Here is a 25872-nt window from a genome sequence, read left to right as displayed (position 1 = left end):
CAGGCGACGCCGATGTCGGGGACTGCGGGCGCTCGCTCGCGGTCGTGGGCCCGCGCGGAGGACGGGCGCGCCGAGGCGGTCGCGGTCCCGGCTGTCGTCGGCGTCACGGCGGCGAGCGCGATCCCGCTGCACGCGCGGGCTGGCGGCCGAAACGACGCCGTAGATGGTCCCGAGGGGAGCGGCTACACTCCCGGTCCCGATGCCCGCCCTGCTCGAGCCGATCGCCGCCGGACAGACGCGCTTTCATCTCCAGGGTCTGGCGCCGGACGCTCGCGGGGTGGCGTGCGGGCGCGAGACGCTGGTGACGTTCCCGTCGCTCGACCGCCTGGTGGCGTTCCTCGGCGCCTACAGCGAGGAGTGCAGCCTCGACGAGCTGATCCCGACGATGACGATCGAGCGGGCCCGCCGCGACGGCGGCGGTCATGCGCTGCTGATGCGCTGCGCCGGGGCCGACAGCTACGTGCTCGACCGCCTGGCCCGCTTGTCGCTGGCGGTCCACGGGCAGCTGTTCTCCGGCAGCGGCACCGTGTTCGTCCGCTACCGCGATCGCATGGCCCCGTTCGGCTACGACCTCGCCGGCGGGACGACGACCGCCGCCAGCCCCGAGGAGGTCGTGGTGGTCGATCACGACGTCACGGCGCGCTACCGCGCGCTCGACCGGCTCGACCCGGTCGAGCTGATCCAGCGGCTGTCGCTGCGCCAGATCCCGCTGCCGCTCGCGGGCATCGTCTCCGACCCGCAGCTGTGCGGGCTGCACGAGATCGCCCTGGTGCTGGTGGCACCTGGCCTTTCGGACAGGGTCCTGAGCTATTTGTGGGGCAACCAAGTGCCGCTCGCGGGGGTCCGCGTGGCGCTGGCCGGCGAGCGGCGGGCCAGCCTGCTGCTGCGGCTGCGCCAGCCGAGCGGGCAGGTGCTCGACGTGCTGCACGGGATCCCGGGCGTCGAGCTGCTGGCGCCGGTGTCGCAGCGGGCGGCGGTCGAGATCGGGTACCGCCACCCGATCCACCTGGCGTCGGCGTCGTCGTGCCTGCCGGGCGACGAGATGTATCTGTTCCGCGGCCGCGTCGGCCGGGTCGAGCGGCTCGACGGGGCGCCGCAGTTCATCGACGGGGCCCACCTGGTGCGCAGCGACGTGGCCGCCCGCGCGCACGAGCCGGGCGACGCCCGCGGCACCGCGGTGCAGGCGCTGAAGGTCGAGCTGCGGCTGCGGCCGACGGCGTCGATCCGCGAGCCGCGCGGGGCGCTGATCCGCTGGGAGCAGGCGGGCCTGCTGCGGCGCTTGATTTATCTGATCCCGCCGATGGCGCTGGCGGCGGCGCGGCTGGCGGTGCTGCCGCAAGGGATGCTGGTGCTGACCGGGTCGTCGCTCGGCGGCACGGCCGGGCTGGCAGCAGGGGTCGGCGCGGCGGCGATCATCCCGCTGGGGATGCGCATCGTCGAGGTCGCGCCCGGGGTGCTGGTGCCCGACGGGTTCGAGCTGTGGCCGCACGTGCGCCCGCAGCTGGTGCGCGAGCTGCTGGGGCTCGAGGCGGCCGATCACGCCCTGTTCCTCGGGACAGATCAGAGCCCGCTGCGCCTGCGGCCCGACCACCTGGCGCCGCTCGACGCGGCGATGATGAGCCGGCTCGAGCTGGCGGTGATCGAGGCGAGCCCGTCGGACTCGCCGTCGTCGGGGCCGGCGACGCTGCTCAACGAGCGGCTCGGCCGGTTCGCGCTGTGGGGCTTCGGCGAGGCGGGGCGCGGGGGCCGGCCCGCGGTCGAGGAGACCAGCGGGATTCCGGAGCTGCCGCCGGGACGAGAGTCGTGACCCGGAACCTCGGCGAGTTCTGCGCGCGCTTCGTGGCGCCCCTGCTCGGGGGCGGGATGGTCCATGTGGCCGCGCCGGTGCGGCCGGCGGACTTCCGGGCGATGTCCGGAGAGCTGGCGACGCTGCGCACCAGCGAGGTCGCGTCGCTCCGCCTGCAGCGCGCGCAACAGCTGGTGGCCGAGCCCGACCTGCACGAGCCAGGGGCCGAAGAGCTGGCGCTGTGGGTGGCGCTGTACAACCTGCTCGTGCTCGACCACCCCGATCGCAGCCGCGTGTGGGCCCGCCAGGCGACGTGGCGGCGGGTCGAGTCGGCCGCCCGCTACTGGCTGCTGTTCAGCCGGCCCGAAGGCTTCTCGGCGGCGCTGGCCAACCACGCGGCGGTGGGGGCGTTCTTGGAGCTGATCCGCCGCGACCAGATCCTGAGCGGCGCCGAGGGCGAGCTGCGCTTCGTCGGCCAGGAGATCCCGCGCAGGCGCCTGCGCTGGACGGTGCCGGGGGCGCTGTCGGTGCGCGAGGAGACGGTCAACTGGTGGTCGACCGCGCACGCGGCCGAGGTCTCGGCGCTGCTACAAGATGTCCTTTGGGCCAGCCCCGTGACCTGCCTCCTGCGCCCGTTGCTGGCCCCGCCGGGCTACAGCCCGCTCGAGGGGGCGAGCTTCCTGCGCCACCGCGCGTTCGCCCGCGCGGTCTGCCACTCGTGGGCGTCGTCGCGGCACTGGATCGAGATCGGCGGCACCGTCCTCGGCTCGCTCCTGTTCTCGCTGACCGGCCGCCCGCTGTCGGGGCCGACGCCGACCGCCGGAGCGACGGGCGCGCAGACCGCCGGCGCCCGGCCGATGTTGGCCCTGCCGGCCCCGGCCGACAGCGCCGGGCCCGAGGACGTCGCGGCCCTGGTCGCGGCCCTCATCCACGTCCACTTCCTCCGCGTGCTCGAGCTCGGCGCCCGGCTCGGCGTCGCGCCGACCAGCCGCGACCGGCCGGTGCAGATGTTCCTGGCGCTGCCGCTCCTGCTGCCCGCGCTGGGGGACGTGCTCGGCTCGCCGCTCGGCGGGGCCGCCGGCCTCGGCTTCGACGCGCAAGTGGAGCGGCGCTGGATCGAGTATATCGATCATCTCGGCGAGCTCATCCCGCGCTCGGTCGTCGAAAATCTCCTGGCGACGCTCGTCCCGCGCGTCGTAAAAGCCGAAAAATAGCCATGAGCACCACCCCGGCCACCTTCTCGATCAGCGACCTCGCCCGCCGCCTGCAGGACGGGGCGCGGCAGCTCGAGCAGCAGTTCCTCGGCAAGGAGGAGATCATCCGCCTCCTCTTCATCTCGGCCCTGGCCGGCGAACACATGGTGATGGTCGGGCCGCCCGGCACCGCCAAGAGCGCGATCGTCCGCGCCTTCGCGCAGGTGATCGACGCCCGCTTCTTCGACTACCTGCTGACCCGCTTCACCGAGCCCAACGAGATCTTCGGCCCGGTCGACATCCAAGCGTTCCGCCAGGGCACGTACCGCCGGCGCATCGAGAAGATGCTGCCCGAGGCCGAGGTCGTGTTCCTCGACGAGATCTTCAAGGCCAACAGCGCCATCTTGAACAGCCTGCTCACGCTGGTCAACGCGCGCCGCTTCACCCACGGCACCAGCACGGTGCGGGTGCCGCTCATCTCGCTCTTCGCGGCCAGCAACGAGGTGCCGACCGACGAGGCGCTGTCGGCCATCTTCGACCGCTTCCTGCTGCGCGTGCGCTGCGACTACCTCGACAGCTATCACTTCCGCGGCCTGCTGCAGAAGGGCATCCAGCTCGAGGTGCAGCAGATGGCCGACCAGCAGGTCGGGCGCAAGGTGGCGACCGCGGCCGAGCTGCTGACGATCCAGCGCGACTTCGGCTCGCACGTGAAGATGAGCGAGGAGTTCCTCACCACCTTCAAGGGCATGGTGTTCCAGATCCGCTCGGAGGGCATCGGCCTGTCCGACCGCCGCGTGGTCAAGCTGCTCAAGGTGTTCGCCAGCTCGGCGCTGTTCGACGGCCGCGACCACGTGACGGACGCCGACCTGTTCATCCTCCGCCACGTGTGGAACACGCCGGAGCAGGAGGAGATTCTCCAGGAGATCGTCGGCCCGGTGCTCGACCGCTGGTACGAGTCGCACCCGGACCACGGCCGGATCGGCGCGACGCCGACGAGCCTGCAGGACCTGCTCGAGGAGCTGCGGGTCATCCGCGAGACGCTCACCGGCAGCCAGGTGCTGTCGGACATGCAGCTGTTCAGCCAGCTGCGCAACCTCGGCGACATCAAGGCGGCGCTGCTGCGCATGCAGGACAGCCCGACGGCCCAGCGCATGGTCGGCGAGGTCGACAAGCTGCTCGAGACGATGTTCGCGTCGAGCCGCTTCGCGTAAGAGGTGCCCGCCTCCATGGCCGACGTCCGCAAGCCACCGCCGCCGCGCGCGGCCCCGCCTCAGGCCCCGGCGCCGCGGACGTCGCGGCCTGCCGCGGGCGGTCAGGCCCAGGCGCCGCGGGTGACGCCCAACGTGGCCGAGCTCGAGCGCCAGGTCGGCAGCCTGGCGCTGTCGCAGATCGACGGCGCCGGCGCGCTGGCGATGATGCGCGCGCTGGTGTGGCAGGGGATCCTGGCCCGCCTCGGCGTGGCCGTGCCGCTGGTGATCCTGCACGACCTCGGCTGCCTGATCACGGGCCTGGGCGGCCCCGGCCCGGTGGTCAAGGGCATCGCCGAGTCGGAGCTGTGCGAGGCCTGGCGCGGGCTGCTCGTCGAGCTCGGCGAGAGCGACCTGGTGCGCGCGCAGGCCGGCTGGAAGCACCGCGACCAGATGATCGGCGTGGTCCTGGCGCGGGTGTTCGCGCCGGTGGTCCCGCAGCTGCCCGACGACGTGCGGGTGCTGCGGCCGATCGAGCTGCCGGTCGACGCGGTCCACTACGCGAAGGTCGAGCCGAGCTCGGCGTACACCCGCTACGATCAGCGGCAGACGATCGCGTGGCTGCAGACGCTGACGACCCACCGCCTGCTGCCGCTGCTGGCGGTCGAGCAGATCGACGTCGACGCGCTGCGCCTGTTCGGCCTGTTCCGCGGCGGGCCCGGCGAGGCGGCCGCGGGCGTCGACCTGGCCGACCTCTACAACGTGATGGTCAGCCCGGCGCTGGCCGACGTGATCGACTTCTCGATGGAGCTCCTGCCGTCGATCCTCGAGGTCAAGCGCGAGGCCGGCCAGCAGGTGTTCTCGATCGACGGCTACGCGTCGATCGAGCGCTTCGGCGGGGTCGACGACCTCGAGCTGTCGCAGCTCGCCTACGACGAAGACATCTTCGAACAGAAGTTCATCGACGACGAGCTGTTCTACTTCACCCACGAGAAGCAGGTCGAGAACGAGCACCGCACCCACTACGTGCTGGTCGACGGCTCGGCGTCGATGCGCGGGGTGCGAGAGGTGTTCGCCCGCGGCCTGGCGCTGGCGCTGTGCAAGCGGCTGGCGCTGCTCGGCGAGCACGTGATCCTGCGCTTCTTCGACAGCCGCCTGTACGAGGGCGTCAAGGTCGGCGCGCAGGGCCACGCCGAGGTGCCCTACGTGCTGCAGTTCCGCGCCGAGCACGGCCGCAACTACGCCCGCGTGATCCGCCAGATCAACGCCGAGCTGTCGGCCCCGCGCCGCTCGGGCGGCGGCGGCGGCGGCAAGGTGCTGGTCTACCTGCTGACGCACGGCGAGTGCCAGCTGCCGCCCGACGACGTCGCCGCCCTGGCCGCGCGCGCGCCGATCTACGGGGTGTTCATCCTGCCGAGCTCGGGCGTGCTCGACCTCGGCTACCTGGACCTGTTCTACCGCGTGCACGTGATCGACGATCAGGCGATAAGCCACGGCCGCCGGGCCCAGCGCGCCCGCCAGATCATCAGCGACGTCGAGGCCGGCCATCGCCAGGCCCAGCCGACGCGGCGCAAGACGGGTGCCCCGAAGACCATGTCCGTCGGGACAGGTATGAAGGGACAGGGACGGAGGCGGCGGTGATCGACACCAACGTGCTGTGGATCCGCGCCGAGGGGGCGCTGCGGGCCGGCCGCCACGCCGACGCCCAGATCTACCTGCGCCAGCTGGTCCAGGTGGTCGACCGCATCGACTTCGAGTACGAGGAGTGGCTGCGCGCCTACGTCGACTCGCTGCGCGCGACCGGCAACTGGGGCGAGGGCATGGCCTGCCTGTCGTACCTCGGCGCGCGCGAGATGCCGGGGCCCGACATCATGCGGCTGTACGCGCAGCGGGCCCAGGCCGGCGACGCCGACGCGATCCGCACGGTGCGCCTGTACGCCATCTATTTGTCGCGCGCCGGCCAGCACCGCCCGGCGGCCTCGTGGTTCGAGCTCGGCGGGATGCCGGTGCACCGGGCGATCGCGCTCGAGCGCGCCGGCGACGACGGGGCCGCGTCGCAGCTGTGGGCCCGCATGCTCGCCGGCGACGCGCTGGTCGACCGCGACTACGAGCGCGCGCTGATGAAGATCAACTACGCGCTGTGCCTGCGCCGCCTCGGCCACGAGCGCGCCCGCCAGGCCATCGCCGACGCGACCACCAGCGTCGAGGAGGTCGCGGACGCGTTCGAGAGCGAGGGCCTGCGTGAGCGCGCGTTCGACTGCTACCAGCTGATCGCCCGCCTCGGCTCGGAGACGCGGGCGTTCGAGAACGTCGCCGAGGGCTACCTCAACAGCGTCCGGATCCTGCGCGACGACGGGCTCAAGCTCGACGCGCTGCGCCTGTACGAGACGTTCATCGCCATGGCCCGCGAGGCCGGCGAGTTCCACGCCGTGGCGTCGATCCTGCGCGAGGCCGCCGACTACTGCACCCGCTCGGGCCTGCCGTACGCCGACGACCTGCGCTGGCGCAGCGCCGAGGCGTGGATCAAGGCGGCGACCGAGGCGCTGGCGGCCGGCCACCCGCCGCAGATCATCGAGAACGCGTGCCTGGCCGCGGCCGAGGCGTTCGCGTCGGTGCGGGCGTTCCGCCAGGTCGCCGAGTCGTACCGCAAGATCACCACGCTCGACCTGCCGGCCAAGAACCGCGAGCGCGCGCTGCGGCTGATCCGTCGCCTCGGCGACCAACCCCAGGACGCGCCGCGGCCGATGCCGGTGCCCGAGTTCCTGCGCCAGCTGCCCGACTACGAGGAGGTCTGGTACGTCGACCTGGCCGAGTGGGAGCTCGGCGGCGACCCGGCGCTGGTGGCCGCCGGCGTGATGGCCGACCGCCGCTTCCCCGACTACGTGCGCCGCCACGCGCTGCTGCTGGTGCTCGAGCTCGAGCGCCGTGGCCAGGCGGTGCCGCCGCTCGAGATCGTCAAGAGCCTGGCGGTGGTCCGCGCCTACCCGGTGATCGCCGGCCTCGAGGCGATGTACCGCCACGGCGACGCGTCGCTGCGCGAGTCGGTGGCGGCGGCGATGGGGGCGCTCCGCTTCAAGCGCAGCTTCGGCCTGGTGTCGCAGGCGCTGCGCGACCCGAGCGCGCCGGTCCGCAAGGCCGCGGCGGCCTCGGTCGAGCGGCTGGTGTTCCCCCACGCGTTCGAGCCGCTGCGCCGGATCTTCGAGGCCCGCGACCTGCCCGACCCGGAGGCGGCCCGCAAGGCCGCCCTGACCGCCATCGGCAAGATCGGCAGCGTCGAGGCGCTCGACTTCCTGTGCGACCGCCTCCGCGAGGGCGAGCAGCCGTTCGTCAAGGTCGCCAGCACCGCCATCAGCGAGCTGCCCAACTCGGAGCTCCTGCCGTACCTGCGCCGCCAGATCGAGTTCGTGCCGGCCGAACACCGCGCGGTCCTCGAGGACACCGCGCAGCGGCTCGAGCACCGCCTGCGCTGAGCGAGGGCAGGGCCTCGCCCGGCGCGGCGCGCCCATGAGCAGTCTTCGCAGGCGGGCGGCGGCGGCGAGTGCATGCATTGACCGCGAATGTGGGCAGGGGCAGTGGCCGCGATCACGGCGCGCCGCCGCTCGCGGCCGCGGCCGAATTTTCCCGAAATGACGCGCCGATGACCGTTTGGCGGGCTCCGCTCGACGAACGTCGTTCGTGTCACATCAATGGAAATTGAGGTGCCGCCCGTTCGACCGTCGCCATGCTTCCGATCGATCATGCGAGCCAACGTCGTCCTGTACCTCGCCGTGGCGCTCACGGCGTCCTGCGGTGAGAAGGAGAAGCAAGGGGTGGCCGTCACCGACGGCGACACCGAGCAGGGGCCGATGGTGCCGATCATGGAGACCGGCACGACCGCGGCCACGAGCACGTCCACGACCACGGGGACCACCAGCGCGGTGCCGACGACGTCGACGACCGGCGAGGGCACGACCGCCCCGGCGACGACGACCGGCGAGATGACCACCGGCGCCCCGCCCGCGGAGACCGAGGGGCAGGCGTGCCAGTTCATCGCCGACTGCCCGGACTCCGCGCAGTTCTGCGTGCTCGGCGAGTGCCACGACGGCAGCGAGGGCGACCCGTGCGAGTTCCACGAGGAGTGCAGCGCCGCCGCGCCGCGCTGCATCATGGCCGTCTGCTACGACGGCAGCGAGGGCGACCCCTGCAAGACCGACACCGACTGCGCCGAGGGCTCGAAGCACTGCGTGTACGGCCAGTGCTTCGACGGCAGCGAGTTCGACCCGTGCGAGTTCACCAAGGACTGCATGGACCTGATGAGCTGCGAGAACAACCAGTGCGTGTGAATGAATGGTGATACATGTCCTCCTGGACATGTATCACCATTCATCAGACCTGCGCGGAGACGATCCAGGCGGCGCCGCGGATGATCACCCCGGTCGGCCCGGCGTGCTCGGCGAAGGCGGCGCGGACCGCAGCGAGGCCGCGCGCGCGCACGTCGTCGGGCTGGCCGGCGAGCAGGCGCGAGACGGGGCCGACGTCGAGGGCCTGGGCGACTGCGTCGTCGACCGCGGCCTCGGGGCTGTCGCCGCGGCCGAACCGCAGCGGGGCGTCGAACGGGGCGATCGTGACGGCGTGGAAGCCGGCGGCGTCGAGGATGGCCTGGACCCGCTCGCGCGCGCCGAACGAGAAGGGACCGGGCGCCTCCGGGTCGGGCGGTGGCAGCGGCGGGACGACGTCTCGCAGCGCCCGCTGCGGCAGCACGACCCAGTCGTTGTCGGCGGCGGCGCGCCAGCAGGTGAACACGAGGCGGGCGCCGGGGCGCGCGGCGGCCCGCAGGTGCGCGAACGCGGCGACCGGGTCGGCGAAGAACATCACGCCGAAGCGCGAGAACAGCAGGTCGAAGGCGCCGGGGCCGAGGTCGGCGACGCTGGCGTCGGCGTGGCGGAGCTCGAGCTCGAGGCCCGCGGCCGTCGCTCGCTCGCGGGCGCGCTCGAGCAGCGGCGCGGACACGTCGACGCCGACGACTGCGCCGCCGGGCTGGACGGCGCGCGCGAGGGCCAGCGAGGTGTCCCCGGCGCCGCAGCCGACGTCGAGCACGCGCTCGCCCGGGCGGGCCGCGGCGGCTTGCAGCACGGCCTCGCCGTAGGCGGCCATCATGTCGTCGAGCCGCTCCTGGTGGACGCGCCAGCCCTCGCCGACGCGGCCGTTCCAGTCGGCGATCATCTGCGCGTTGTCGCCGCTCACTCGGCCATCCCGTCGAGCAGGAACTTCTTCATGAACAGGATCGTGGCGTACATCTGGTAGTCCTGGTTGCGCTTCTTCTGGAAGCCGTGGCCCTCGTCCTTGCCCTCGAGGTACCACACCGGCGTGCCGCCCTGCTTGAGGGTGGCGACGATCTGGTGCGCCTCGCTGGCCGGCACGCGCGGGTCGTTCTTGCCCTGGATGACGAACAGCGGCTTCTTGATCTCGGCGGCGCGGGTGAGCGGCGAGATCTCGAGCAGCTTCTTGCGCATCTCCGGGTCGCGCTCGTCGCCGTACTCGACGCGGCGGAGGTCGCGGCGATAGGCCTCGGTGTTCTCGAGGAAGGTGACGAAGTTGCTGATGCCGACGATGTCGACGGCGCAGCGGATCCGGTCGGCGAAGTGGACCGAGGCGGCCAGAGTCATGTAGCCGCCGTACGAGCCGCCCATGATCATGATGCGATCGGCGTCGAGCTCGGGCCGGCTGGCGATCCAGTCGAGCGCGGCCCCGAGGTCCTTGACCGAGTCCTCGCGCTGGGCGCCGTTGTCGAGCCGCACGAAGGTCTTGCCGTAGCCGGTCGAGCCGCGCACGTTGGGGTAGAGCAGGGCGACGCCGAGCTCGTCGAGGTAGTAGTTGTTGCGGGCGATGAAGCCGGGCTGCGACTGGCCCTCGGGCCCGCCGTGGACGATGACGACGACGGGACGCTTGCCGGCGAACCGCGCCGGGGGCTTGTAGTAGAAGCCGGAGATCTCGCGGTCGTCGAAGCTCTTCCACTTCACGAGCTCGGGCTCGCTGAAGGTGCCGGGGTTCAGGGTGCCGACCTCGCTCTCGGTCCAGCGCTCGATGACGCCGCTCTGGACGTCGAGCACGTAGGTGTCGGCGGGCGAGCGCGCCGACGACAGGCTGAAGGCCAGCAGCTTGCCGTCGGGGTGGAAGTTGAGGCCGCCGATCGTGCCGGCCGGCAAGCGGGTCTTGATCGGCCGCTCGCGCCCGCTCGGCAGGTCGTGCAGCCGCAGGCGATCGACGCCGGCCTCGTTGACGATCGAGGCCAGCTTCTTGCGATCGTGGCTGATGGCGAAGCTCTCGACGTCCCACTGCACCGGCGGGCCGAGCGGGCTGGTCTGCTTGCTGGCGAGGTCGAGGGTGACGAGCTCGCGGAACTCGCCCTTGCCGTCGGTGGTGGTGATGACACCCTTGCCGTCGGCGGTGAAGCTGGCGCCCGACCAGACGACCGGGACATCGCCGGTCTTTTCGGTCAGCTTGGTACGCTGGCCGGTGGCCAGGTCGAACAGCCACAGGTAGCTCTCGTTGACCGAGACGTACTCCTCCGCGAGGATCTGGTTGCCGTCGGCCGAGAAGTCCGCGGGCGACCAGCCGCCGCCCTCGACCTCGGCGACCAGCTTGTCGGTGGTCGGGTCGCGCGGGTCGACGACGTAGAAGTCGGTGTCCTTCTTGTTGCGCCGGGTCGAGGTGTAGGCGAACTTTTCGCCGCCGCGGGTCCACGGGCCGAGGCTGTTCTTCGAGGCGCCGTCGGTGAGGAGGGTGAGCTTGCCGTCGGCGCGATCGAAGCGCCAGTTCTGCGCGAACTCGTTGCCGCCGATGTCCTTCGACAACACGAAGAAGCTGCCGTCGCCGGTCGGCGGATAGATGGCCCCGCCGACGCTGTCGTTGAAGAAGGTGAGCTGGCGGCGATCACCGCCCGCCATCTTGACCTCGTGGATCTGGGGGGCTTCGGCGAAGCGGGTGCGGATCAGCAGCGAGTGATCCTTGGGGTGCCACTCGAGCGCGGCGGCCGAGCGCGCCTCGGAGTACGTGCCGACGCCGTCGGCGATGGCCCGCGGGATCGGCGGGATGTTCTCCGCGGTCAAGCTGTCGGGCATGTTGACGATGTCGTCCGACGCAGGCGGGCCCGCGACGATGACGGGCGGGGCGTCGGACTTGCTGTCGCGCGCCTTGTCGTCGACGGGCGAGGCGTCGGTCGGCTCGACGCGCTTGGCCTGGATCGTGGCGACCTTCGGCGCGTCCTTCGACGGCGGAGCGTCACAGGCAGCAGCGGCGAGGAGGAGGAGACAGACGCGGTGCGAGGTCGGCATGGTGACGCGCGCGACTATAACCGACAGTCGGCCGCTCGAGTGAGGCCAGGCAGCGGAATGCCCAAGCTGCCGTGAGGGGGGCTCGGGGCGAGAATTCACGGGCTGCGGCGGCGGGGCGGACGCTCCGCCGAATGTGACAGTGCGGCGTGACGGTGTTCGTCGCGGTCGCGCAGGAGAGCCCTGTCGGGTCGGAGGAGACGGTGAGGCGGCGAGATGTCTTTGGAACATTCGATGCACCGAGCCGCGGGAAGGTCACCCGACATGTCTATTCGGGCATGTCCGATGCGACAGGTGAGACGCGGTGGGCCGAGGCTCGAGCGCCCGCGGCTCAGGGCGCGATGCGCTCCCACTCGGCGACGTCGCGGTGGCTGCGCACGGGAAAGCCGCCGGTGTCGGCGCGGTCGAGGCGCTTGCGATCCACGTCGACGACGACGACGAGATACATGCCTTCGCAGTCCCAGTCCGTCTCCGGATCGAGGCGCTCGTGGCGGCAGCGATCGCCCACCACCGCGACGCAGCGGCCGGCGTGGGGCAGGCTGCACGGGACCTCGTGCAGCGAGACGTCGTGCGTCTGGCCGACGAGGGCGGTGACGAACTCGACGATCGAGCCGCGCAGCGGGGTGCGGACGGGCTGGTCGTCGACGATGTCGTCGGCGATCGGGACGGACAGGGTGGCGATCGCCGGACCCAGCACCGTCTCTGCAGAGATGCCGGCGACGGCGTCGGCGAGCTCCTGGTTCGGAGGACGCGGATCGGCAGGCGGCAGCGGCGGGGCCGGCTCGCCGAGTCGGGCCCACGCGGCGGGCGTCGGCGACGAGCGTTCGCCGAGGAGCAGGAACGTCTCGGGGCACCCATGCGGAGCGTTCCACTGGACGCCGAGGCCTCGCAGCTCCTTCCCGGTCACGCTGAAGAGCAGGTCGGTCTCGGTGGCCCAGTCGGCTCGGCCCAGCGTCGAGTGCATCCGCACCTCGCAGCCGGCGTAGGGTCCGGCGAGCAGCGAGACCTGCATGCTCTGCATCCGACCGCCGACCTGGCCGGCCTCGCTCACCGGTCGGCCGACGGCGGCGAGCACCGTGCGGTCGTCCTTGCGGACGAAGCCGATCGCGAGGTCGAAGGTCTCCTTCGGCATGGGATCGCAGAGGTGTTGCTGCGAGGAGAGCTCGATCCGCCAGGTGCCGGTCGGGTCGCACGCGCCCCCGCCTCGCCACGGGGCGAGGATCCCCGGCTGCGGCGGGACAGGTTCGCCGAGATCGGCGGTGGGCTCGTGAGCCGCGCTCGCAGCCACGGGCTCGGAGGTCGACTGGGGCGCGGGAGCTTCAGGGGCGGATGGCGCGATCGCAGCGCTTGGGGGCGGCGGAAGGCCGGCAAACGTGTTCGGCGGCGGGTCCAGCGGGGCAGGCGTGGCGGGCGAGGGGGACGATGGGGCGGAGGAGAGCGACGATGACGGCACAGTCGCGACTCGAGGTGCAGGCTCCGGCTCGCGGCCCTTGCAGCCGAGCATGACGACCGTGACCCACACGAACGCCCGACGCATCGGCCGAGGCATAGCACGACTTCGAGTGCCAGGCTCAGGGCGCGCCTTTGGCCCGGGCGCGGCGTGAACCGCCTGCCTAGCGGACCTCGTCGAGCCACTCGACGAGCGCGTCGAGCAGCTCCGGCACCACGGGGAGGCTCGGATCGAAGTAAGCCTGCGACTGCGACGTCTCCTCGAGCTGCGCCGCCTTGAGCACGTGATTCATCCCCTCGATGATCCTCACCTGCGCCTCCGGGGCTGCCGCGGCCAGTCGCTCCGCGTCGATGATGCCCACCTGGATGTCCGTCGTGCCCTGGACGATCGCGCTCGGTACCTCGAGTTGCGCGAGGATCGCCGCTGGATCGTACGCGAACCACGACAGGAGGTATGGCTGCACGCTGGGCCGAAAGAGGTCGTAGAGCTCGGGCGACACCTCGGCCACCTCCTCTCCGACCGCGAGCGAGTCGAGGATCGCGTCGGCCTCGGCGAGCAGCGGCCCCTCCAGGCGGACCGCCAGCTGCTCGCGCAGCAGCTCGGCCGCGGGCCGTCCCGGGCCTGCGAGCGACACGAACGCGTCCGCCGGGCTCCGCTGCGCCGCCAGCATCCCGATCAGCGCGCCCTCGCTGTGGCCCGCGATCGTGACCCCGCAGAAGCGCTCGTCTGCTGCGAGCAGCTCCACCCACGCCGCTGCGTCGTCGGCGTACATCTCGAGGCGAAAGTCGCGCTCCGACGCCGGCCCGGCCGCGGTGCTGGCCGCCACCCCGCGCTTGTCGAAGCGCACCGTCGCCACGCCGCGCTCGGCCAGCCCCTCGGCGAGCAGCTTCAGCGAATCGTTGACCATTTTGACGGAGTTGCCGTCGCGGTCCGTCGGCCCGGAGCCGGCGTGAATCAACACCAATTCGAATGGGCTGCAACCGGCCGGCAGCAGCAGCGAACCGTCGATGTCGCCGGTCGGCGTCGACAGCACGATCGGCGCGCTCTGGGCCCCCGGACACCGCGCTGCCAGCTCGTCGACGACGCTGTCGCCCACGTCGACCGGCTCGTTCGTCCTCGCATCTTCGCCCGCTTCTCCGTCGCAGGCGCCCGCCGCGGTCAGCAGCGTCAGCACCGCGCCGACGAGGTGCCCCATTCTCGGACGCACGAATCGCCCCGACCCTCGAAAATCATTATTGCGCATGAATCACCCCACCCCGAAGACCCGCCGATCGGCGAGGCCTCGCACCCGAAATACAGGTGTGCCTCCGAAGCTCGGGGCACGTCAAGGCGGACACGTGACACGCGCCTCGTCGGCACTTTCGCGGCGAAACTCGCGCCCCGGCGCCCGATTCGCACATGCGTTCGCCCTGTGAGCAATGCGCCCTGCAATCGCGGTTGTCCGGGCGCGGACATGAGTACTCCCTCCTCGGTCGTCGACTGGGCGCAATGCCCACACCACGCTAAAAAGCGTTCCAGGCATCACCCGCCGCGGGCGGCGCCGTCAGCGAATTGTGCAACGGTGTCGCCTCCGAATGGCGCGACGCGGACACCGAATGCCGTCTGCTGCGCTCGCGCCGCCGCCTCGAAGCGGCGCACCGAGCCTGCCCATGTCACCTCGATCCAGGCAGTCCGCGCCGGCGGAGGCAGTCGCTCGAAGGCATGTCATCGCTTGGACCCATCCCCCTGGTCGCCACGGGCGACGCCGTGCGCGTGACGTCGGCGAATGCGTCGACTCCGTCCCGCGCAACCGGCTCGCGGCGGTCCAGCGACGCACCGCGGGCGTCGATCGGCCGATCGGCCAGATGCAGGTTCTGCTTCGCGCGAGCGGGCGGCGGTACCTACGTGTGGCTCACGCCGACGACCTGAAGCGAGGGTCGGGCTCACGGCTCTGCGGGCGATCGCTGCGGCCACGAGCAGGCTCGAAGCCGAGGTCCGGAACCTTCGCATGGTCGAGGGATCGCACGACGTCGAGTGCGCCTCAGGGGTCCGGGCGTCCTCGGCCTCGGCCGTGCCGTACGTTCGCTGCGATCCGGCGAATCTGCTACCTTCCCTCGAAAGGGCCGTCGAGACCGGCGACGGAGCGCCGTGGCCTCATACTCGTCGACCCATCCGTTCGCCTATCACGTCTTTCCGTTGACGGCCGCCCGGTCCATTTGGCGGCTCGGCGCGTTGCACGGAAAGGACGACCTCGGCGCGATCGGTCAGATTCGTCGCACCACCGGCGACCTCGATCGCAAGCTCGGGTTCTCGCGGTTCGTCCACTTCTATCTCCCGCGGAGAGGGGCCTCTCCGGAGGACTTGCCGATCCTCGGCGCGCAGCTCCAGCCGGCCCGCGTGCCGGCCTGTCCACACGCGATGCTCGTGGTGCCGACGGGGCCGCTGGACGACGAGGCGTCGACGATCTGCAACTGGAACATCGCCGTCAGCCGGCCCGGCGTCGCCGGGGTGTGTCAGGGCGGTAACTGGACCCGCGGCACCAATGCGCCGCGGATCCTCGAGGTCTGGCGCGCTTTCCGGGACGCGAACCCCGACGCCGAGACGGCCCGCGGGTTCTGGGGAGAGCCGCAGGTGCCCATCGTCGCGGGTCCGCAGATCGCCGCGAACCTCAGGCTGCTGGCTCGCGCGCCGCGCAAGATGCCCGAGCTGCTGCTCCCGTCACCCGCGCGCGTGTTCGCGGGCGCGAAGATCGTCGCGTTCTCTCGCGCCGACCTGGCCTCGTTGCAGTTGCTCGGTTCGCCGCCCGACGGGGCCGTCCTCGAACTCGGCTCGTTCTCCGGCTACGACCTCGACGGCGATCCGCTGGGACCGAGGCGCGTGCTCCTCGACGACTATCTCGCCGGTCGTCGGGACGTCGCCCCCGGGATCGACTTCGACGCCATTCGCCACCGCGCGTGAGCGGCTGACGATGACGGGCTCTCAACTCGCGCCGAGCGAGCGGAGCAGCAGGGTGCGGATGCCGGTGAGGTCGGCGTCGATGCGCGTCAGCGGGTGGGCGGCCGCGGGGCCGTGGGGGACCGTGCGGAGCTGGCCGGCGGGGGTGACGTAGGTGACGCAGGTCGAGGAGCGGTTGCCGCGGAGCATCGCCAGCGCCTCGGTGAGGATTTGCGTCTGGTCTTCAGAGCATGGCGTGAAGGACATGTCCCCCCAGGCAGGTCGCTGCACCGTCGCGGCGGCGTCGGACACCAGGCCGGGGGCGTGGGCGCGGAGGTGGTCGAAGGCGCGGGCGAGGCCGGGCTCGTCGCCGGCGGCGGCGTAGGTCAGGCCGAGCTCGACCCATGCGCCGATCCGGGCCGGGTGGCTGACGACTGCGTGCTCGAGGTCCGCGAGCGCGCCCGCGAGGTCGCCGGTGGCCGCCCTGGCGCCGGCGCGGTGGGCGTAGACGGCCGGGCCGACGGTGCCGCGCATCTGGGCGATGCCGGCGGCCGACACGGCGAGGGCGCCCGCGGGGTCGCCTGTCCTCTGGGCCAGGAGAGTCAGGCCGACGTAGGCCCAGCGGGTGCGCGGGTTGATGGCGATGGCGGCCTCGAGGTCGGCGCGGGCGCCGGCGTCGTCGCCGAGCCACATCCGCAGCTCGCCGCGGTGGGCCAGGGGCAGCGAGGAGCGCGGCCAGCGGGCGCAGGCGGCGTCGAGCAGGGCGAGGGCGCGGGCCGGGTCGGCGCTGCGGATGGTCTGCAGCGCCTGGCGCGAGGCGTGGCGAACACCTGTCCTCGTAGACAGGCGCCGAAGGACATGTCCGTCGTGATAGGTGGCGAAGGCGGAGCGGTTGCAGCCCATGCGCGCGAGGGCGTCGCGGGTGGCGTCGACCAGCGGGCCCTGGCGGTTGGCGGCGAGGGCGGCCGAACCGTGCGGGGAGACCTCGGCGAGGGCTTCGGCGAACTCCTCGATCTGGCGCAGGTTGACGGGCGCGTCGGGGGCGGGGCGCTCGCCGGCGGCGGCGAGGAAGCGCAGCATCCAGGCGGCGAACAGGTAGCCGTCGCCGATCGCGGTCGCGCGGGTGAGCGCGGCGTGGGCGGGCTCCCACGCGCCCCGACGGATCAGGGCCTCGGCGCGCGACAGCTCGGCGGCCGGGTCGGGCACCGAACAGGCGAGCTCGAGCTCGCGGAGGGCGGCGTCGATGTCGCCGTCGGCGAGCAGGAGCTGGCCGCGGAGCCGGCGGGCGCCGGCGCGGCCGCGCGGGCCGGAAATGGCCTCGGCGCGGGCCAGGGCGCCGGCGCGATCGCCTGTCCACAGGGACATGTCCGCGAGGGCGAGGGCGAGGGCCGCGTCGTCGGGTCGCAGGTGCAGCGCGGCCTCGCCGTGGCGGGCGGCGCCGGCGAGGTCGCCGGTCTCGAGCAGGGCGAACGACGCGGCGCGGTGGTAGAAGGCGGCGTCGTCGGCGGGGGCGAGGCGGACCGCGGCGGCGACTTCGAGCGCGCAGTCGTGATCGTGGCCGGCGCGGGCCAGCGCGGCCGCCAGCTCCATGCGCAGCTTGGCGGACTCGGGGCGCGCTGCAGGCCGCGGCGAGCTGCGGCGATGGCGAGCTCGAGATCGCCGCTGCGCAGGTGCAGCTGGGCCTCGAAGGCGTCCCACGTCGGGTCGGTGGGGTCGGCGGCGCGACCGAGGGCGATCGCGGCTGCGACCTCGCGCTCCCAGCCGAGCGCGCTGGCGTAGCCGACGGCGCGGGTGGCCGCGGCGCGGGTGGCCGCAGGCGCGGCCCGGGCGGCGGCGGCGAGGGCGTCGAGGCAGCGCTGATAGTCGTGGGTGGCGCGCAGGACTGCGGCGGCGGCGAGGGCGACCGCCGCGTCGTTGGGCCTGTCCTTCAGGGCAGCTTCGGCCGCCGCGCGGGCCTGGGCCAGGCGGCCGTGGCGAGCGAGAGCGACGGCGCGCAGCAACGAGCCGCGGGCGCCGAGGCGCGGGTCGTGGGCGTCGAGGTCGCCGGCGTCGAGCGCCGCCTGCAGGCGCCGGGCCGGAGGTGGAGCCGTGCGCGTCACGAGCTCCTGCGGGCCGGGATCCTGGCGGGCGCGGGGGCGGCGGGCGAGCGCATGGCTCAGGGGACAGGTCGCATGGCGGCGAAGCCGTGGGCGCGCACGTAGTTGATGTGCATGCCCTTGCAGCCATGGTCGTACGAACATGTCTTGCAGCGCAGGCTCTTGACGTGGAAGCCGTCGTCGATGAAGCGGCGGGCGTAGCGGAAGATCTCGAGGCCGCCGTCGGGACCGAGCTGGGCGGCGTCGAACACGGAGGGGCGCTCGCGCGGCCGGCGGCCGAGGACGCAGGCGGGCACGGACTCGACGGGGACGGGGTGGCGGAAGGCGGCGAAGAAGGCCACGAGGTCGAGGTCGAGCTCGGCGGACTCCGTCAGGCGCTCGCGCGTGGGCTGGCGCAGGACCAGGCGCGGCGGGGCGCGGTCGAGGCCGAGCAGCCACGGCTCGGCGGCGCGCGAGAGCAGGAGGACGACGTCGAGGTCGAGGTTCAGGTCGAGGAGGGCCGCCGCGGCGGCAGGGTCGGCGACGACGATGCGTGTGAGGCGCTTGCCGGCGAGGACGGCGGGCTGGCCTTCGGGGCATGTCGCAGAGGATATGTCCGAAAGGCGGGCGAGGAGGGCGGCCGGGTCGGCGAGCTCGAGCTCGAGCTCGGAGACGTCGGGGAAGTCGGCGGCGATCGCCTCGGCGGTAGCGAGGTCGGTCGCGACCAGCCAGAGCGAGCGCGGTTTGGCGGCGGCCGCGAGGGCGCGAGCGTCGAGGCGGGGGCGCGCGGGGGCGGTCGGGAGCGAGGGGCCGGCGCCGAGCAGCGGCAGGCGGATCCGGCGAGGCGCCGCGGGCCCGGGCGCCGCGGTCGGCGGGATGGCGGGAGGATGTTCTTCAGGGCCAGGGGCTGCGGCCGGCGAGCGGTCGTGAGAGACATGTCCCGCGGGACCGGTCGCAGCGTCCAGCGAGATGCCCTGAAGGACATGTCCCTGGGGCCCTGTCGCTGCGGCATCATCAAGACCGACCGACTGCGCGTCGCGGCCTGCGCGGGCCTCGGCCATGCCGGCGGCGGCCTCGTCGGCGGTGCCGGCCCACGCGTCGGCGCTGTCCTCGGGGACATGTCCCGAAAGCCCTGCGGCGAGGGCCCGCTCGGCGAGGACGCGGCGCAGGCGGGCGGCGGCGTGCTGGCGGCTGGCCGGGTCGCCGCCGTAGGCGACGGGGGCGTGGTGATCGGCGCCGGCGTCGACGCGCAGGACCTCGAAGGCCTGGCCGGCGAGGTCGGCCCGGACGTCGTCGAGGCGGTCGCACAGAGGCTGCAAGTAGCAGTGCTTGCAGCGCTCGGGGGCGCGGCAGTCGAGCGGGATGTCGTGCTCGAGCAGCAGCGCGTACTCCTCCTTGCGGCCGCGGACCTCCTCGATCAGCTTGTGCGGGTCCTGGATCAGGTCCTCGAAGCCCTCGAGGTGCTGCGGCGGGAACCGGTTGAGCCAGACGTGGACGCCGGGCATGCGGGCGTAGGCGAAGGCGGCGAGCAGGTAGGGCCGCATGGCCTCGAGGTCGTAGAAGAGAACCTCGCGGCCCTCGCTGTAGGCGCGCCCGAACGGGATGACGTGCAGCAGGTCGAACTCGCGCACGCCCATGGCGGTGAAGGTGGCCATGAGCTCGGGCAGCTGCTTGACGTTGCCGCGGTTGACGCAGACGTCGATGTTGACGACCGGCCGACCGTCGGCGAGCGCGCCCTGCAGGCCCTTGACCTCCTCGTCGAAGGCGCCCTTGGTGCCGACGAGGGCGTCGTGGATCCGGGCGTTGGGGCCGTGGATCGAGAACGTGATCTCGCTGAGGCCGGCGTCGAGGGCGGCCCGCAAGAAGGCCGGATAGGCGAACATGCGGCCGTTGGTGACGGTCTGGATCTTGCGATACCCGGCCCGCCGCCCGAGGCGCACGAAGTCGACGAAGTTGGGGTGAATGGTGGGCTCGCCGCCGGAGAGGATGAGGCGGGTGGCGCCGCGCCGGCGGCCGTCGAGGATCTGGGCCTTGATCTCGTCGCGGTCGCGGTTGGTGCCGTCGTGCGTGTGCGCGTCGAGGCAGAACACGCAGCGGTCGTTGCAGTCGAACGTCAGCCGGACCCAGTTGCGCCGCTCGTGCGCTGCCTCTTCGTGCTGCACCGCGGTGGCGGGGAGAGCGTCCATTCCCGGGCAATGTACCCGGGGCCCCGCGCAGGCCGCAAGCGTGCTAATGTCGCCGGCCGTGCGCCCCGGCCGCGTCCTCGTCGTCCATCCGCCCGTGTCGGTGGCGCGGGACTTCATCGATTACCCGTACTTCGTCGACCTCGGGGCGGTGCAGCTGGCAGCGGTGCTCGAGGCGCGAGGGATCGAGTGCGACCTGGTCGACGCGTACGCGCTGCCGGCGAGGCACGAGGCGCCGCGAGGCGACGAGCCGGGCGAGGAGCGTCACGCGGCGTCGGGCATGCACTGGCGCAGCGACGGGCGGGCGCACCTGGGGGCGACGGTCGCGGCGACTCTGGCCGCGTGCCCGCCGTCGACGGCGGCGATCGTGGTGGCGGTCACGCCGTTTCACCGGCCGCCGGCGCGCGACGACCTCCTCGGCGACCTCCTCGCCGGGCTGCGGGCGCGCCACGGCGCGGCGGTGCCGATCGTGCTGGCCGACTGCTACCAGTCGGGGCAGCACTACGTGGCGGCGCCGCAGCTGCTCGCCAGCTACCCGGAGGCGGACGCGTACGTGCAGTTCGAGGCCGAGGTGACGGTGCCGGCGCTGCTGCAGGCGTACTTGGCCGGGGGCTCGGCGCCGCGCGGACTCCACCGCGGGGAGCAACCTGTCCTCGAGGACCTGCCCGTTCCGGCATGGTCCAAAGTCGACCTCGAGGCGTACCACGAGTTCCGCGCGTCGGTGGTCCGCGGGCTCGGCCGCGGCGGGTGGGCGTTCCCGATCGACGGCCGCACGCTGCCGGCGGTGACGAGCCGCGGGTGCCCGTTCCAGTGCGCGCACTGCAGCTCGAACCCGGACGTGGCGGCGGGCCGGCCGAAGACGCAGCGGCGACACTCGCGGACGTCCCTGACGGGCCTGTTGACGGCGCTGGCGCGCGAGCACGGGGCCGAGCGGGTGTTCGTGCTCGACGAGCTGATCAACGTCCACCCGGCCCACTTCGATCATGTCCTAAGGGACATCCAGGCGCTGGACCTGCGCTTCGAGCTGCCCAACGGGCTGCGCGCCGACTACCTCGAGCCGCGCCACCTGCAGGCGATGCGCGGGCGGATCACGACGCTCAGCGTCAGCGCCGAGAGCGGGGTGCAGCGGGTGGTCGACGAGGTGGTCGGCAAGCGGCTCGACCTGGCGGCGATCGTGCGCGCGGCGGAGTCGGCGGCGGCGGCCGGCGTGCCGCTGATGATCCACTACATCATCGGCCAGCCGGGCGAGTCGGCGGCGGAGGTCAACCAGACGCTGAGCTTCGCGCTGGATCTGTGGGACAGGTTCAAGGCGTGGCCGGCGGTGCAGTTCGCGACGCCGCTGCCGGGCACGCGCCTGGCCCGGTCGCTGCCGCTGGCGCCGCCGCCCGAGGACGGCGACTGGGGGCCGCGGTTCCAGCGGGCGCCGACCGGGGCGACGGTGCCGGCCGAGCTGCTGGAGAAGTTCCGCTGGACGTTCGAGCAGCGGGTGCGCGCGTCGCAGGGGCCGCGCAAGCTGGTGATGAACGCGACCTACGCGTGCAACAACCACTGCAGCTTCTGCGCGGTCGGCACGCGCACGCAGCTGCACGGCGACGGCGAGCGCCTGCGCGAGCAGCTGGTCCACTACCGCAAGCAAGGAGTGGAGCTGCTCGACATCGACGGCGGCGAGCCGACGCTGCACCCCGACTTGCTGGGCTTGATTCGCCACGCGCGTGCGCTCGGCTACCGGGCTATCAACGTGACGACGAACGGCCGGCTGTGCGCGTACGAGGCGTTCGCGGCCCGCCTGGTCAACTCGGGCTTGTCGTCGCTGCTGTTCAGCGTGCACGGGGCCGACGCCCGCACGCACGCGCAGAACGTCGGGGTCGCGGAGGCCTTCGAGCAGACGCTGGCGGGGGTGCGCAACGCGGTCCGCCTGGCCCCGCGCGGGGTCGAGCTCGGCCTCAACGTGACGATCACGAAGCACAACGAGGAGCAGCTGGCGGACATCACTGCGCTGGCGTGGTCGCTCGGGCTGCGCTGGGTGAACTATCAATTCCTGACGCCGTTCGGGCGGGCGACCGCGATGCTGGCCCCCGACACCGCCCGCGCGGCGGCGGCCCTGAGCGCGGTGATCGATGCCTGGCAGGCGCGGATGAAGCTGCAGATCATCAACCTGCCGTTCTGCTTCATGCCGGGCCACGAGGCGCTGATGCAGGGCGACCTCGGCAAGCTCGAGCGCCACATGGCGTTCGTCAACAACGAGACGGTCAACCTGGCGCAGTACCTGGCCGAGCGCCGGGTCCGCAAGCCGGTGTGCGCGTCGTGCCCGCACGCGTGCTTCTGCGGCGGGTTCTACGAGCTCGACGAGGTGCCCGAGCCGCCGTGGCTGATCGCGCCGGAAGACCTGGTGCGCCCGCTGTCCGACCCGCGGCGCCACGAGTCGGTGCCGGCCGAGCTGCGCGAGCGCCTGCGCAAGCGCGCGGGGTCGCCGTGAGCGAGGCGCCGGGGTGTCCGCGCTGCGGCTGTCCCGAAGTGCAGGTGACCGTGGGCCGCGCCAGCGCGTGCGCGCCGATGCCGATGCCCGAGGTGCTGCGCTGCCCGCAGTGCGGGAACAGCGGGACGCGCCTGCCGCTGCACGGGCGGCCGATCGTGCGCTGGGAGCACGATCGGCCGGGCGAGGCGGAGGGCTGACCGAAAGGTCAGGTCGAGGGGGCGGGGTCGAGGCGTTCGTTCCGCGCTCGACGGCGGACACCGCGTCGGCGATCGAGCAAGGGAATGTGTCGTACTCGTGGGCGCCGGAGTGTTCGCGGAAAGCTGTCTTGTCGTTACCGTCCGTGTCGATGCACGAGTGTTTGAATCGCAGCAGTCGGTGGGGCTCGTAAATGCCGGCGGGTATGGCGATAGCGCGAAGTCCGGTGCGGGTGTGTGCCGGCAGGTTGTAGGTCCGGCGCCTGCACGGCGTCCGTGAGGCTGCGCGCGGCGGCCGGTGCGCGGGTCGGGTGCAGCGAATTGGTTGTAACAGCGGCGAGGCGACGGGGACTGAGGGGTCGAGCGCGAGCCTGAGGGTCGCGCGATTTCCCGAGGTTCTTTCGATGCGTCTCGTGTTGCAATTCTCGAGTCTGTGCGCGGTGCTTGCGATAGCGCCGTCCGTGCTGGCCGCGCCGCCGGCCATTCAATCGCTCTCGTCGGCCACCGTGACCCACAACGGGCGCGTGCGGATCTTCGGCACCGACTTCGGCAAGGCGCCCGGACTGGTCGAGGGCGCGAGCGTGGAGATCGGCGGCGTGCCGGTGGCGACCGCGCGCTGGGAGGATGGGGCCATCAGCGCGTACGTCACGCGAGACGTGCCGCTCGGAGACACGACGCTGCGGGTGGTCACCAGCGAGGGCGCGAGCGCGGCGGTGCCGCTGACGATCGAGCCGCTGCCGCCGGCCGACGGGCGGGTGGCGTGGCGGTTCCAGGTCGACGGGATGGGCATCCAGCACCGCAGCGGCATCGGTCCCGACGGGACGGTGATCGCGGTCGACGCGCTGGGGTTCGTGTACGCGCTCGGCCACGACGGATTGTTGAAGTGGATCCACGACGGGCCGCGGCGGGCCGGTCATGAGTTCGGCAGCGGCAGCGAGGGGCCGGTGGCGGTCGGCGCCGACGGGTCGAGCTACGTGGGGATCGAGCCGCTCGGGCCGGACCTGCAGCTGCACGCGCTGGCGCCGGACGGGACGTTGAAGTGGATCCTCAACGAGCCGTGGGCCAACACCGTGTCAGGGCCGGCGATCGGGCCGGAGGGCGATGTGTACTGGGCAGTGACTGCGCCGGGCGGCGGGCTGCAGCGGCTCAAGCCGTCAGGAGAATTGGTGTGGAGCAACGTCGGCGAGCCGCCGCTGAGCGGCGCGTATTACGAGCGCTCGCACGAGCTGCTGTTCGGGCCGTCGCGCGCGAACGGGCCGATCGACCAGGCGTACTTCGCGGCGACGCTCGGCGATATCTATAATGGGATGCCGACGCCGCCGTTTTTGTACGGCTTCAGCCTCGACGGTCAGCAACGATTCGCTACCTATGTGAAATCGATGTCGGGCTCGTTCTCCCCCCGCGGGCAAGCCGCGGTGGCGCCCGACGGTCGCGTGTATCTGTCGAGCTGGGGGATCCCCGAGGGCTGGGGGCTGCACGCGTACGAGCCCGGCGGCGGCGAGCGGGTGTGGTCGTATTTCCCGGAGCCGGGCAATGTGGTGTCGATGCCCGAGTTCGACGCCGACGGCAATCTATACGTGATGCACGACGGGTCGTACTTGACGTCGCTCGACGCGGAGGGCTCGCTGCGCTGGGAGATCTTCATGGAGACGGGATCGAAGCTGGGGCCGTCGCTGAGCCCCGACGGGAGCACGATCCTGATCGACGGGATGGACATCGCGCCGGACGGCGAGCTGGACGCCTACGATTCGGCGACGGGGGCGCCGATGTGGAAGGTGCTGTTCCCGATCGAGAACGGGACTTATCAAATGCCGAGCGCGCGGGCGCGATTCACCGTCGACGGCACGCGGGCATACGTCAGCACCGCGATCGGCGGGCAGCCCGACGAGGACGTGTACGGCTGGCTGTACGCGATCGAGGTCGAGGAGGCGACGGAGCCGGGGGAGACCGACGGGGAGGGCAGCACCACGGGCGAGCCCGATCCGGGGACCGACACCGACGCGACCGGAGAGCCGGGCACGAGCACCGGCGAGCCGAGCACGAGCTCCGGCGAGGCGCCGACGACTGCGCCGAACGAGACGGCGACGGGCGCGGAGACGGGCGCGGACGAGGGCGGCGACGGAGGGTCCTCCGCCGGCGAGACGGGCGCGCAGGACGATCCGGGCGCGGAGGGCTGCGGCTGCCGCAGCGCGAACCCGGGCGGCGCGGGAGGGCTGCTGCTGGCGTTGCCGTGGCTCGTGCGAGCGCGACGCTCGCGTCGCGGGCGCTAGCGCAGGGGCTCGTCGGTCCGGCGCGTTCGTGAGCGGTGCTCGCGTCTGCGCGGATCGGGGTCGAGAGCACGCGGGCCGGCGCGGGCCGAACGATCGGCCCGGGTCTCGCGCGAGGTCGGGCGATCGGCGGTGGATGGGTCGATGGCACGTGGAACCAGCGGCTATCGTCTTGCGCGTTCATTGCGGCATACGCGACAGGGCCGGCTCGCATGACCTCGGCGATTGCCCGCTTCGTCGGTGAGGGAAATCGTGTGTTCATGATGTCATCGGCGTGGGTGCTCTGTCGGCTCAGGGCGGAGGAATGTGCGAACGGACATGTGCATACGGATATGTCTGGTCGGACATGTTCTTCGCGCTGTCTTCGCTGCGATGAGTGTCTGCGGTGCTTCGCGCCGGGACCCGGGCGGAGGCGGGCTGGCGGATGCCGATGAGGTACGCGGCTCATCGGTCGCGCGCGGCGAGGTTGCGGCGGTGGCCGCGGAGATTGCGAGCGCGTCGGCTCGGCGTGACGACGTCGGACGACCGGCGCCGTCGCGCTTGCGGGCGTTCGCTCGCGGGTGCGCGGTCGGGCGGGCTGCGCCGTCGAAGTCGGGGGCCGCGCATCGCTCCTCCCTGGCGGCTGGCCGGTGGGAGCGGCAACGAGGCGGCCGGCGTGACGCGAGCATGGGCTGGGGTTCACGGGCGCACGACCCTGGACGGGCAGCCACAGGCTTACGGCGGACGACGGTCGCGCGAGGCGGGCCGCAGCGAGGCGTGACGATCAGGCGGAACCTGAGAGCTCGCCGCGCGGGCGTACGACGGGCACGGGCGGCGCGTCGCATGAGGTGACTGACAG

17 protein-coding genes are annotated in these 25872 nt (G+C 72.5%); 11 read left to right on the top strand and 6 right to left on the bottom strand.

The window, feature by feature from the left end; all coding sequences use genetic code 11:
• Nucleotides 1-199 precede the first annotated feature (199 nt).
• The 6 genes from OV090_RS31560 (at nucleotide 200) to OV090_RS31535 (ending at nucleotide 8488) form a co-directional block, all read left to right on the top strand.
• Nucleotides 200-1807, top strand: coding sequence for a hypothetical protein (locus OV090_RS31560; RefSeq protein ID WP_267708372.1), 1608 nt, complete (start codon nucleotides 200-202; stop codon nucleotides 1805-1807).
• The gene (locus tag OV090_RS31555) at nucleotides 1804-3000 is read left to right on the top strand and encodes a hypothetical protein (RefSeq protein WP_267708371.1); all 1197 of its coding nucleotides are present in this window, start codon (nucleotides 1804-1806) and stop codon (nucleotides 2998-3000) included. The genes OV090_RS31560 and OV090_RS31555 overlap by 4 nt, the downstream gene beginning before the upstream one ends.
• 2 nt (nucleotides 3001-3002) lie before the next feature.
• On the top strand, nucleotides 3003-4190 hold the full coding sequence (locus OV090_RS31550; RefSeq protein ID WP_267708370.1) for an AAA family ATPase: 1188 nt from the start codon (nucleotides 3003-3005) through the stop codon (nucleotides 4188-4190).
• A gap of 15 nt (nucleotides 4191-4205) precedes the next feature.
• Nucleotides 4206-5807: a hypothetical protein gene (locus OV090_RS31545; protein ID WP_267708369.1), complete on the top strand. Its 1602-nt coding sequence runs from the start codon at nucleotides 4206-4208 to the stop codon at nucleotides 5805-5807.
• A complete protein-coding gene (locus OV090_RS51060; RefSeq protein ID WP_267708368.1) occupies nucleotides 5804-7636 on the top strand; it encodes a HEAT repeat domain-containing protein in 1833 nt (610 codons plus the stop codon). The genes OV090_RS31545 and OV090_RS51060 overlap by 4 nt, the downstream gene beginning before the upstream one ends.
• Nucleotides 7637-7903: 267 nt before the next feature.
• A complete protein-coding gene (locus OV090_RS31535) occupies nucleotides 7904-8488 on the top strand; it encodes a hypothetical protein (RefSeq protein ID WP_267708367.1) in 585 nt (194 codons plus the stop codon).
• A 43-nt stretch (nucleotides 8489-8531) separates the two neighbouring features.
• Here OV090_RS31535 and OV090_RS31530 read toward each other — a convergent pair whose 3' ends face one another.
• The 4 genes from OV090_RS31530 to OV090_RS31515 form a co-directional block, all read right to left on the bottom strand.
• On the bottom strand, nucleotides 8532-9368 hold the full coding sequence (locus OV090_RS31530; protein ID WP_346660432.1) for a methyltransferase domain-containing protein: 837 nt from the start codon (nucleotides 9366-9368) through the stop codon (nucleotides 8532-8534).
• A gap of 17 nt (nucleotides 9369-9385) precedes the next feature.
• Nucleotides 9386-11479, bottom strand: a complete 2094-nt coding sequence (locus tag OV090_RS31525) for an alpha/beta fold hydrolase (RefSeq protein ID WP_267708365.1) — start codon at nucleotides 11477-11479, stop codon at nucleotides 9386-9388.
• 328 nt (nucleotides 11480-11807) lie between these two features.
• On the bottom strand, nucleotides 11808-12764 hold the full coding sequence (locus tag OV090_RS31520; protein ID WP_267708364.1) for a hypothetical protein: 957 nt from the start codon (nucleotides 12762-12764) through the stop codon (nucleotides 11808-11810).
• 325 nt (nucleotides 12765-13089) lie between these two features.
• The gene (locus OV090_RS31515; RefSeq protein ID WP_267708363.1) at nucleotides 13090-14133 is read right to left on the bottom strand and encodes an alpha/beta fold hydrolase; all 1044 of its coding nucleotides are present in this window, start codon (nucleotides 14131-14133) and stop codon (nucleotides 13090-13092) included.
• A 968-nt stretch (nucleotides 14134-15101) separates the two neighbouring features.
• Between OV090_RS31515 and OV090_RS31510 the strand changes: the two genes are divergently transcribed.
• Nucleotides 15102-15863, top strand: coding sequence for a hypothetical protein (locus tag OV090_RS31510; RefSeq protein WP_267708362.1), 762 nt, complete (start codon nucleotides 15102-15104; stop codon nucleotides 15861-15863).
• 21 nt (nucleotides 15864-15884) lie between these two features.
• Here the strand turns inward: OV090_RS31510 and OV090_RS31505 are convergent, their stop codons facing one another.
• Nucleotides 15885-17429: a hypothetical protein gene (locus OV090_RS31505; protein WP_267708361.1), complete on the bottom strand. Its 1545-nt coding sequence runs from the start codon at nucleotides 17427-17429 to the stop codon at nucleotides 15885-15887.
• Between the two features lie 275 nt (nucleotides 17430-17704).
• Between OV090_RS31505 and OV090_RS31500 the strand changes: the two genes are divergently transcribed.
• Complete coding sequence (locus OV090_RS31500; RefSeq protein ID WP_267708360.1) at nucleotides 17705-18040, top strand: hypothetical protein; 336 nt, start codon at nucleotides 17705-17707, stop codon at nucleotides 18038-18040.
• Here OV090_RS31500 and OV090_RS31495 read toward each other — a convergent pair.
• A complete protein-coding gene (locus tag OV090_RS31495) occupies nucleotides 17995-20100 on the bottom strand; it encodes a radical SAM protein (RefSeq protein ID WP_267708359.1) in 2106 nt (701 codons plus the stop codon). The genes OV090_RS31500 and OV090_RS31495 overlap by 46 nt on opposite strands.
• Before the next feature lie 58 nt (nucleotides 20101-20158).
• Between OV090_RS31495 and OV090_RS31490 the strand changes: the two genes are divergently transcribed.
• The 3 genes from OV090_RS31490 to OV090_RS31480 all read left to right on the top strand — a co-directional run bounded on the left by OV090_RS31490 (nucleotide 20159) and on the right by OV090_RS31480 (nucleotide 25037).
• The gene (locus tag OV090_RS31490; protein ID WP_267708358.1) at nucleotides 20159-22573 is read left to right on the top strand and encodes a radical SAM protein; all 2415 of its coding nucleotides are present in this window, start codon (nucleotides 20159-20161) and stop codon (nucleotides 22571-22573) included.
• Nucleotides 22570-22770, top strand: coding sequence for a hypothetical protein (locus OV090_RS31485; RefSeq protein WP_267708357.1), 201 nt, complete (start codon nucleotides 22570-22572; stop codon nucleotides 22768-22770). Before OV090_RS31490 ends, OV090_RS31485 begins: the two co-directional genes overlap by 4 nt.
• A gap of 401 nt (nucleotides 22771-23171) precedes the next feature.
• Entirely contained in the window at nucleotides 23172-25037 is a 1866-nt protein-coding gene (locus OV090_RS31480) for a PQQ-binding-like beta-propeller repeat protein (RefSeq protein ID WP_267708356.1), read from the top strand.
• The last annotated feature ends 835 nt before the right edge of the window (nucleotides 25038-25872 follow it).

Origin of the sequence: Nannocystis sp. RBIL2 (assembly GCF_026626745.1) — a bacterium.
GTDB lineage: Bacteria > Myxococcota_A > Polyangia > Nannocystales > Nannocystaceae > Nannocystis.
Note: the sequence above shows the minus strand (reverse complement) of the source record. Positions and strands in the feature narration are given on the sequence as shown.

Coding starts and splice junctions, on each gene's coding strand:
- OV090_RS31560 (WP_267708372.1), top strand. CDS start 200: ATGCCCGCCCTGCTCGAGCCGATCGCCGCCGGACAGACGCGCTTTCAT.
- OV090_RS31480 (WP_267708356.1), top strand. CDS start 23,172: ATGCGTCTCGTGTTGCAATTCTCGAGTCTGTGCGCGGTGCTTGCGATA.
- OV090_RS31530 (WP_346660432.1), bottom strand. CDS start 9,368: ATGATCGCCGACTGGAACGGCCGCGTCGGCGAGGGCTGGCGCGTCCAC.
- OV090_RS31535 (WP_267708367.1), top strand. CDS start 7,904: ATGCGAGCCAACGTCGTCCTGTACCTCGCCGTGGCGCTCACGGCGTCC.
- OV090_RS31495 (WP_267708359.1), bottom strand. CDS start 20,100: ATGGACGCTCTCCCCGCCACCGCGGTGCAGCACGAAGAGGCAGCGCAC.
- OV090_RS31545 (WP_267708369.1), top strand. CDS start 4,206: ATGGCCGACGTCCGCAAGCCACCGCCGCCGCGCGCGGCCCCGCCTCAG.
- OV090_RS31505 (WP_267708361.1), bottom strand. CDS start 17,429: ATGGAGCTGGCGGCCGCGCTGGCCCGCGCCGGCCACGATCACGACTGC.
- OV090_RS31525 (WP_267708365.1), bottom strand. CDS start 11,479: ATGCCGACCTCGCACCGCGTCTGTCTCCTCCTCCTCGCCGCTGCTGCC.
- OV090_RS31550 (WP_267708370.1), top strand. CDS start 3,003: ATGAGCACCACCCCGGCCACCTTCTCGATCAGCGACCTCGCCCGCCGC.